9 protein-coding genes, 1 tRNA gene and 1 pseudogene are annotated in these 9,243 nt (G+C 64.2%); 6 read left to right on the top strand and 5 right to left on the bottom strand.

What is annotated here, in order from left to right:
- From prs to HP547_RS23930, 5 genes are all read right to left on the bottom strand, one after another.
- The coding region (gene prs, locus HP547_RS23910; RefSeq protein ID WP_172287791.1) for a ribose-phosphate diphosphokinase at window positions 1-485 on the bottom strand (485 nt) is incomplete at its 3' end.
- Window positions 486-533: 48 nt separating this feature from the next.
- Window positions 534-608: transfer RNA gene (locus tag HP547_RS23915), tRNA-Gln, on the bottom strand.
- Window positions 609-628: 20 nt separating this feature from the next.
- Entirely contained in the window at window positions 629-1,489 is an 861-nt protein-coding gene (ispE, locus tag HP547_RS23920; RefSeq protein WP_172224521.1) for a 4-(cytidine 5'-diphospho)-2-C-methyl-D-erythritol kinase, read from the bottom strand.
- Window positions 1,490-1,493: 4 nt separating this feature from the next.
- On the bottom strand, window positions 1,494-2,111 hold the full coding sequence (gene lolB, locus HP547_RS23925; RefSeq protein ID WP_172224518.1) for a lipoprotein insertase outer membrane protein LolB: 618 nt from the start codon (window positions 2,109-2,111) through the stop codon (window positions 1,494-1,496).
- Between the two features lie 4 nt (window positions 2,112-2,115).
- Window positions 2,116-3,837 (bottom strand): tetratricopeptide repeat protein, encoded by a 1,722-nt coding sequence (locus HP547_RS23930; RefSeq protein ID WP_172287794.1) that lies wholly within the window; start codon window positions 3,835-3,837, stop codon window positions 2,116-2,118.
- A 332-nt stretch (window positions 3,838-4,169) separates the two neighbouring features.
- On the opposite strand from HP547_RS23930, the gene hemA reads away from it, so the two are divergent.
- The 6 genes and pseudogenes from hemA to HP547_RS23960 form a co-directional block, all read left to right on the top strand.
- Window positions 4,170-5,447, top strand: a complete 1,278-nt coding sequence (gene hemA, locus HP547_RS23935; protein ID WP_172287797.1) for a glutamyl-tRNA reductase — start codon at window positions 4,170-4,172, stop codon at window positions 5,445-5,447.
- The gene (prfA, locus tag HP547_RS23940; protein WP_172233229.1) at window positions 5,444-6,526 is read left to right on the top strand and encodes a peptide chain release factor 1; all 1,083 of its coding nucleotides are present in this window, start codon (window positions 5,444-5,446) and stop codon (window positions 6,524-6,526) included. The genes hemA and prfA overlap by 4 nt, the downstream gene beginning before the upstream one ends.
- Window positions 6,526-7,356 (top strand): peptide chain release factor N(5)-glutamine methyltransferase, encoded by an 831-nt coding sequence (gene prmC / locus HP547_RS23945; protein WP_172287800.1) that lies wholly within the window; start codon window positions 6,526-6,528, stop codon window positions 7,354-7,356. Before prfA ends, prmC begins: the two co-directional genes overlap by 1 nt.
- Window positions 7,350-8,105: a molybdopterin-synthase adenylyltransferase MoeB gene (locus HP547_RS23950; protein ID WP_172232805.1), complete on the top strand. Its 756-nt coding sequence runs from the start codon at window positions 7,350-7,352 to the stop codon at window positions 8,103-8,105. The genes prmC and HP547_RS23950 overlap by 7 nt, the downstream gene beginning before the upstream one ends.
- Window positions 8,098-8,895, top strand: coding sequence for a glutamate racemase (gene murI, locus HP547_RS23955; RefSeq protein ID WP_172232808.1), 798 nt, complete (start codon window positions 8,098-8,100; stop codon window positions 8,893-8,895). Before HP547_RS23950 ends, murI begins: the two co-directional genes overlap by 8 nt.
- A 96-nt stretch (window positions 8,896-8,991) precedes the next feature.
- A pseudogene (locus tag HP547_RS23960) lies at window positions 8,992-9,243 on the top strand (acyloxyacyl hydrolase); the annotation flags it as partial.

A 9,243-nucleotide genomic window follows, 5' to 3' on the forward strand; every position in this document is an offset into this window, starting at 1 on the left:
TCGAAACGCTGGTCCTCGATATCGTCGACCAGTACGGGCGAGCCGTAGATGTTGTCGACCGGGATATCGAAGAAACCCTGGATCTGGTCAGCGTGCAGGTCGACGGTGAGTACACGGTCGATACCTACGACAGTGAGCATGTCAGCGACAACTTTGGCGCTGATGGCTACACGTGCCGAACGCGGACGGCGGTCCTGGCGGGCGTATCCGAAGTAAGGAATCACGGCGGTGATTCGGGATGCTGAGGAGCGGCGGAAGGCGTCGGCCATCACTACCAGTTCCATCAGGTTATCGTTGGTCGGGGCACAAGTCGGCTGAATAATGAAGACGTCTTTACCGCGGACATTTTCATTGATCTCAGTGCTGATCTCGCCGTCGGAGAATTTACCGACAGAGACGTCACCGAGAGGGATATGCAGCTGACGTACGACACGCCGAGCCAGATCGGGGTTAGCGTTCCCCGTAAAGACCATCATCTTGGACACGCGCAGTACCTGAAGGCTGAGGGTATACCTGGATGAGTATAAGGAAAATGGCAGGGGCGGCTGGATTCGAACCAACGCATGGCAGGATCAAAACCTGCTGCCTTACCGCTTGGCGACGCCCCTGTATCTGTTGCTGCGAACGCTTATGCGCTCGACTTCTTGACCAGACTTTGCAGCTTGCGATGCAACATCGAAATATTGCTTCCTTTCGCCACAAACCCTGTTTGGGTCGCTGAAAGAAGGGCCAGAACTTTATCAGCTTCGGCTTTGCTTGGGAAGGCCCCAAACACACAACTTCCAGTTCCGGTTAGCCGAGCTTCAGTGAATTTTCCCAGCGAATTCAACGCATTGCGAACTTCTGGGTAATTCTGCTCTACCACCGGTTGGCAGTCATTTCGACTGTTTCCCTCGGGAACGGGGCGCATCTTAAGGGGGAGCGAATCACGTGTCAACTGTGGATGTGAAAAAATTTCTACTGTGCTGACAGACACTTGCGGCACCAGCACGACATACCAGGGCTCTGCGGGATCGACCGGGGTCAGTTGCTCGCCCACACCCTGGGCGAACGCCGCATGGCCGCGCACGAATACCGGCACATCGGCGCCAAGGCCCAGGCCCAGCGCGGCCAGGCGGTCTTCGTCCCAGTCCAGCTGCCACAGATGGGCAAGGCCCAGCAGGGTGGTGGCGGCATCCGAGCTGCCGCCGCCGATACCGCCGCCCATTGGCAATACCTTGCTCAGCCAGATGTCGGCGCCCAGCGTGGTGCCCGATTGCGCCTGCAGCTGGCGCGCTGCGCGCACGATCAGGTTGCTGTCGTGGGGAACCGTGTCGATCTCGGTGTGCAGGCGAATGACGCCGTCGTCACGCAAGGCGAAGCTCAGTTCGTCGCCGTGATCGAGAAACTGGAACACAGTTTCCAGCTCGTGGTAGCCGTCTGGGCGGCGGCCAATGATGTGCAGCCACAGGTTGAGCTTGGCCGGGGCGGGCAGGGTAAGTGTGTGCATGCAATCAGTGCCCCAGCTGGCGCGGCTGCCAGTCTTTCACTACCAGGGTCACGTCCAGGTCCTTGCCGTGCAGCTTCAGGCGTTCCGGCAGCCAGTAACCGTTCTGCTCGGTATAGCTCAGGTACTGCACCTGCCAGCCATCCTGGTCCAGGCTGGCCAGGCGGCTGTCGCCGTCCAGGGTCAGCTTGCTCTTGCTGTCAGGGGCGGGCAGGCCGCGCACCCACCAGACCAGGTGCGAGACCGGCAGGTTCCAGCCCAACTGCTCTTCCAGCAGGGCTTCCGGGCTGGTGGCCTCGTAGCGGCCCTGGTTGGCCACTTCCAGCACCACGCCGCCGGGGCGACCGGTCAGGCGTGCAGCACCACGGCCCAGCGGGCCGGCCAGGCGAATGTCGTAGTAGTCCTGGCGTTGCAGCCAGAACAGCGTGCCGCTGCCGGAGTCGCGCGGGGCGCGGATGCCGACCTTGCCGTTGATCTGCCAGCCGTCCAGGCTGCTCAGTTGTTCTTTATGGGCGCGCCACTGTTGCGGGTCGCCGTGGCCCTGCAGGGCCTCGCGGCTACCGAAGCCGGCGCAGCCGGCCAGCAGGGCGATCAGGGTGAAGGTAATGCAATGGCGCAGGAACATGGCGTTAAAGGGTCTCGGATCCGGTCAGGCGCAGGATGGTCTTGCGCAGGATGGGGCTGTCGGCCTGGGCGTCGAAGCCCTTGGCCCAGACCTGGCGGGCTTCGCGGCGCTTGCCGTTGGCCCATAGCACTTCCCCCAGGTGGGCGGCCACCTCGTGGTCGGGGAAGCTGGCAAAGGCCTGGCGCAGGTAGCTTTCAGCCGCGTCGAGGTTGCCTTGGCGGTAGTTGACCCAGCCCAGGCTGTCGAGTACCGCCGGGTCGTCCGGGGTCAACTGGTGGGCCTTGTCGATCAGCGCCTTGGCTTCGGCATAGCGGGTGGTGCGGTCGGCCAGGGTGTAGCCCAGGGCGTTCAGGACCATGGCATTTTCCGGCTCGCGGGTGATGATGGCGCGCAGGTCTTTTTCCATCTGCGCCAGGTCATCGCGCTTTTCGGCCAGCATGGCGCGGGTGTACAGCAGGTTGAGGTCGTCCGGGTAGCGCTGGATGGCTTGCTGCAGCACCTGGTTGGCCTGGGCGTCCTTGTTGTTGTTGCTGTAGCTTTCCGATTCGATCAGGAACAGCTGGATAGCGTAGTCCGGCTGGGCTTCGCGGGCCTCGGCGAGCAGCCGCGAGGCTTCGCTGCCGCGGCCGTTGGCAATCAGGATGTCGGCCTGGCGCAGCTGGGCTGGCAGGTAGTCGGGGCCTGGGCCGACCAGGGCGTATTCACGCAGGGCGCCAGCAGGGTCGTGACGCTCTTCGTGGATGCGGCCCAGGTTCAGGTGCGCGGCATCGACGTTGCTGTCGCGTTCGATCAGTTCCTGCAGATAGCCTTCGGCTTCGTCCCAGTCCTTGTTCTCCAGGCATACCAGTGCCAGGGAGTAGCGCAGCTCGTCATCATCGGGGTATTGCTGGACCAGGCTGAGGAACTCGCCCTTGGCGTCGGCGATGCGGTCCTGTTCGACCAGGGTGCGCGCGTAGGTCAGGCGCAGACGCTTGTCGTCCGGGTTGTCGCGAATGGCCCCGCGCAGCAATGGCAGGGCCTCCGGGCCGCGGTCAAGGGTCTGCAGCAGGCGCGCACGCAGCAGGATCGGGGCGATCTCGCCGTTTTGCGGCGGGTGCGATTCCAGCAGTTCCAGGGCCTGTTCGGCCTTGCCGTCCTGGTTCAGCAGCAGAGCCTTGCCGAATACCAGCTGGCTGTTGTCCGGGTACTTCACCAGCAGCCGCTCGAAGCTTTGCAGCAGGCCGTCGCGGGTGCTCTGGTCGGTTTCGGCGGCGGAGAGGGCGAGGAAGTCGAAATGGGTGTCGCCCTGGCCTTGCAGCACCTTTTCCATGTAGGCCATGGAGTCGTCATAGCGGCCAGCACGGGCCAGCTGGATGGCGGCGGCGCGCTGGGCGTCCAGGTTCTGCGGGTCGTTGCGGGCCCAGACCAGTGCGTTGTCCAGCGCCGGCTCGTCGGCGCCGAGGTATTCGGCGATACGGTAGGCACGTTCGGAAACACCGGGGTCCTGGGTTTTTGCCGCTTGATCGGTGTAGTTGGCCAGGGCGATGTCGAAGCGGTTGCGCTGGCCGGCCAGCTCCGCCACCAGCAGGCTATAGAATGTATCGGGCTTGAACGAGCCATACACCACGGGCTTTTCCGCCTCGCTCTTGCCGGCTTCGGCAACGGGAGGCTCGGCCGTTTGCGGGGCCAGGCTCTGGCAGCCCTGGAGCAGGGCGAAGGCAAGCAGCAGTGCGTATGGTCTGTTCATAGAAAGGCTTATAGGAGGACTCACCGGCGGTGGGGGCATGATGACACAAGCGCGGGGGCAAACCCACCTGTGCTGTGGCTGGTTAATTGCGACCTTTGAGGGGGGGAAGGGTTCCGTAACGGGGCGGCTGTGCCGGGTGTCCGCCACAACAGCTTTGTCGCCGGTGAAATCGAGCGCCGCGCGGGCGGCGCTCGTTCTCACCGGCGAAGAGGTCCCAGGACGAACACCTTGAGAGGCACCACCTGACTATCAGCGCAATAGCGAACGGTGGTTGTTCTAAAACCTGCGAAAGAGGACAATTATCGGCTTCCCGTCACAACCAGCGACCTTGCATGGCCTTTCTTGCACTTGGTATCAACCATAAGACTGCCTCGGTAGACGTACGCGAGCGCGTGGCGTTTACCCCAGAGCAGCTGGTAGACGCCCTGCAGCAGCTCTGCCGACTGACATCCAGCCGCGAAGCGGCGATCCTGTCGACCTGCAACCGCAGCGAGCTCTATATAGAGCAGGACCACCTGTCCGCCGACGCCGTGCTGCAATGGCTGGCCGACTATCATCGGCTCAGCCTGGACGAGCTGCGCGCCAGCGCCTACGTCCACGAGGAGCACGATGCCGTCCGGCACATGATGCGGGTGGCCTCGGGCCTGGACTCGCTGGTACTCGGCGAGCCGCAGATCCTTGGCCAGATGAAGTCCGCCTACGCCGTTGCGCGCGAGGCCGGCACTGTCGGCCCGTTGCTCGGGCGCCTGTTCCAGGCCACCTTCAGCGCTGCCAAGCAGGTGCGCACCGACACCGCGATCGGCGAAAACCCGGTGTCGGTGGCGTTTGCCGCGGTCAGCCTGGCCAAGCAGATCTTCAGCGACCTCGGTCGCAGCCAGGCGCTGCTGATCGGCGCCGGCGAAACCATTACCCTGGTCGCTCGTCATCTGCACGAGCAGGGCGTGCGCCGCATCGTCGTGGCTAACCGCACCCTGGAGCGGGCCAGTATCCTGGCCGAACAGTTCGGCGCTCACGCCGTGTTGCTGGCCGACATCCCCCAGGAACTGGCCAACAGCGACATCGTCATCAGCTCCACCGCCAGCCAGCTGCCGATTCTGGGCAAGGGCGCGGTCGAGAGCGCGCTGAAGCAGCGCCGGCACAAGCCGATCTTCATGGTCGACATCGCCGTGCCACGCGATATCGAATCAGAAGTCGGCGAGCTGGACGACGTGTACCTGTATACCGTCGACGACCTGCATGATGTGGTGGCGGAAAACCTCAAGAGCCGCCAGGGCGCGGCGCAGGCTGCCGAAGAACTGGTCTCGGTGGGCGCCGAAGACTTCATGGTGCGCCTGCGCGAGCTGGCCGCCGTGGATGTGCTCAAGGCCTACCGCCAGCAAAGCGAGCGCCTGCGCGATGAAGAACTGCAAAAGGCCCAGCGCCTGCTGGCCAACGGCGGCAACCCCGAGGACGTGTTGGCCCAACTGGCCCGGGGCCTGACCAACAAACTCCTGCATGCGCCCAGCGTGCAGTTGAAAAAGCTCTCGGCCGAGGGCCGCGTCGATGCGCTGGCCATGGCCCAGGAACTCTTTGCCCTCAACGAGGGCTCCACGGACAAGACTCCGCAATGAAAGCGTCGCTGCTGAACAAACTGGAAATCCTCCAGGACCGCTTCGAAGAACTCACCGCCCTGCTTGGTGACGCCGAGGTCATTTCCGACCAGACGCGCTTTCGCGCCTATTCCCGCGAATATGCCGAGGTCGAGCCGGTCTACTCTGCTTATAAAGAGTGGCGCAAAGTCCAGGACGACCTCGAAGGCGCGCAGGCGCTGCTCAAGGACAGTGACCCGGACCTGCGCGAAATGGCCGTGGAAGAGGTGCGTGACGCCAAGGAGCAACTGCTGACGCTGGAGGCGCACCTGCAACGCATGCTGCTGCCAAAAGACCCCAACGACGGCCGCAACGTGTTTCTCGAGATCCGCGCCGGCACCGGTGGCGACGAGGCGGCGATCTTCTCTGGCGACTTGTTCCGCATGTATTCGCGCTACGCCGAAAAACGCGGCTGGCGCCTGGAAATCCTCTCGGAAAACGAGGGCGAGCACGGCGGCTACAAGGAAATCATCGCCCGCGTCGAAGGTGACAGCGTGTACGGCAAGCTCAAGTTCGAGTCCGGTGCACACCGTGTGCAACGCGTGCCGGAAACTGAATCCCAGGGCCGTATCCACACCTCCGCGTGCACCGTGGCGGTACTGCCCGAGCCCGACGAACAGGCGGCGATCGAAATCAACCCGGCCGACCTGCGCGTAGACACCTACCGCTCTTCCGGCGCCGGCGGCCAGCACGTCAACAAGACCGACTCGGCAATCCGTATCACCCACTTGCCCACCGGCATCGTGGTGGAGTGCCAGGAAGAGCGTTCGCAGCACAAGAACCGTGCCCGCGCCATGTCCTGGCTGTCGGCCAAGCTCAACGACATGCAGACCAGCGCCGCGCAGAATGCCATCGCCAGCGAGCGCAAGCTGCTGGTGGGCTCGGGTGACCGTTCCGAACGTATCCGTACGTACAATTATCCACAGGGCCGGGTGACCGATCACCGTATCAACCTGACCCTGTACTCGCTGGACGACATCCTCGCCGGTGGCGTGGATGCCGTGATCGAACCGCTGCTGGCCGAATACCAGGCGGATCAACTGGCCGCCCTGGGGGACTGATGACCATCATCGCCAGCCTGCTGCGCAACGCGCAGTTGCCCGAATCGCCTACCGAGCGCCTGGATGCCGAACTGCTGCTGGCTGCGGCCATCGGCAAGTCGCGCAGCTACCTGCACACCTGGCCCGAACGCATCGTCAGCAGCGAGGACGCCCAGACCTATGCCGGCTATCTGCAGCGTCGCCGTGGCGGCGAGCCGGTGGCCTATATCCTTGGCCAGCAGGGCTTCTGGAAGATCGACCTCGAAGTGGCGCCGCATACCCTGATCCCGCGGCCGGATACCGAGCTGTTGGTCGAGACGGCCCTTGAGCTGCAACCTGCCTTGCCAGCCAAGGTCCTCGACCTGGGCACCGGCACCGGTGCCATCGCCCTGGCCCTGGCCAGTGAGCGCCCGGCCTGGCAGGTGACTGCAGTTGACCGGGTAGAGGAGGCTGCTGCCCTGGCCGAGCGCAACCGCAAACGCCTTGGCCTGGCGAATGCCGAGGTGCGGGTGAGCCACTGGTTCGATAGCCTGGCCGCTGAGCGTTTCGACCTGATTGTCAGCAACCCGCCCTACATCGCCGCTGCAGACCCGCACCTGGTGGCGGGCGATGTGCGCTTCGAGCCCAGCAGCGCGCTGGTGGCCGGCGCCGATGGCCTTGACGACCTGCGCGTGATTGCTGCACAGGCCCCCGGGCACCTGTTGCCGGGGGGCTGGTTGCTGCTGGAACATGGCTACGATCAGGCAGCGGCGGTACGCGCCTTGCTGGTTGAACAAGGCTTTATCGAGGTGGCCAGCCGCACCGACCTGGGCGGCCATGAACGCATTACACTGGGGCGCCTGCCATGCTGAGTGATGAAGAGCTGCTGCGTTACAGCCGGCAGGTACTGCTGGCCCAGATCGACATCGACGGCCAGTTGCGCCTCAAGCAGAGCAAGGCGCTGATCGTCGGGCTGGGCGGGCTGGGTTCACCGGTAGCCTTGTACCTGGCTGCTGCCGGGGTAGGCGAGCTGCACCTTGCCGACTTTGACACGGTCGACCTGACCAACCTGCAACGCCAAGTGATCCACGACAGTGCCAGCGTTGGCATGAGCAAGGTCGACTCGGCCTTGCAGCGCCTGCAGGCGATCAACCCGGAAATCAGCCTGGTTCCGCACCGGCATGCACTGGACCAGGACTCGCTGGCGGCGGCGGTGGCGGCGGTCGACCTGGTGCTGGACTGCTCCGACAATTTCTCTACCCGCGAGGCGGTCAACGCCGCCTGTGTGGCCGGCGGCAAACCGCTGGTCAGCGGTGCAGCAATCCGCCTGGAAGGGCAGCTGTCGGTATTCGACCCACGGCGTGACTACAGCCCGTGCTACCACTGCCTGTACGGGCATGGCAGCGAGGACGAACTGACCTGTAGCGAAGCGGGCGTGATCGGCCCGCTGGTGGGCCTGGTCGGCAGCCTGCAGGCGCTGGAGGCAATGAAGCTGTTGGCCGGCTTCGGTGAACCGCTGGTCGGCCGCCTGCTGCTGATCGATGCGCTCGGTACCCGTATTCGCGAATTGCGGGTCAAGCGTGACCCGGCCTGTGCGGTGTGCGGCAAACGCGATGGCTGAGCGCTCGGCGCCGGTGGGTGTGATGGACTCGGGGGTAGGCGGCTTGTCGGTGCTCGCCGAGATCCAGCGCCTGCTGCCCAACGAGACGCTGCTGTACGTGGCTGATTGCGGCCACGTCCCCTATGGCGAGAAGTCGCCAGGCTATATCCGTGAACGCTGCCGGCATATTGCTGCGTTTTTCCATGAGCAGGGTGCCAAGGCCATGGTGCTGGCCTGCAACACTGCCACGGTGGCGGCGGTGACCGATTTGCGCGCGTTGTACCCGGTGTGGCCGCTGGTGGGCATGGAGCCTGCGGTAAAGCCTGCGGCGGCTGCCACCCGCTCTGGCGTGGTGGGGGTGCTGGCTACCACCGGCACCCTGCAGAGCGCCAAGTTCGCCGCCTTGCTCGACCGCTTCGCCAGCGACGTGCAGGTGATCACCCAGCCTTGCCCGGGGCTGGTCGAGCTGATCGAGACAGGCGACCTGGCCAGCCCGGCATTGCGCCAGATGCTGCTGGGCTACGTGCAGCCGCTGCTGGCTGCAGGTTGCGACACGCTGATCCTCGGCTGCACCCATTATCCCTTCCTGCGCCCGTTGCTGGCCGGCATGGTGCCTGCGGATGTGGCCGTCATCGACACCGGCGCTGCGGTGGCGCGGCAGCTGCACCGGCTGCTGGGCGCGAGTGATTTGCTGGCCGAAGGCCCGGCCCGCGATACCCGCTTCTGGACCAGCGCCGATCCGCAATCTCTCAGAAATATCCTACCTGTGCTGTGGCATAAGGCCGACGATGTGCAAAGCTTTCCGTTGTGAAAAAAACGTGAAAAACAGCTGAACTATCGTTCTACTTCTGCTTTCTACCGCTTGCCTGACATGAGGCGGACACTAATAACAGCATCAGGAAGAAGGATGTTTCTCATGAAGAAACTGCTGGGCTTGGCGGCGGCTGCCGCTTTTGTTTTGGGGCAGGCAGCATCGGCGCAGGCCGCCGATGTGTCGTTCTCGGCGGGGCAGACCGGTGACTCGACCATGGTTTACCGGCTGGGGCTGCAATCGAACTGGGATGCCAGCTGGTGGCAGACCAGCGTCGGTCGGCTGACCGGCTACTGGGATGGCGCGTACACCTATTGGGATGGCGACGAGACGGCGAGCAACCACAGC

It is taken from the genome of Pseudomonas sp. CM27 (assembly GCF_013179515.1).
GTDB lineage: Bacteria > Pseudomonadota > Gammaproteobacteria > Pseudomonadales > Pseudomonadaceae > Aquipseudomonas.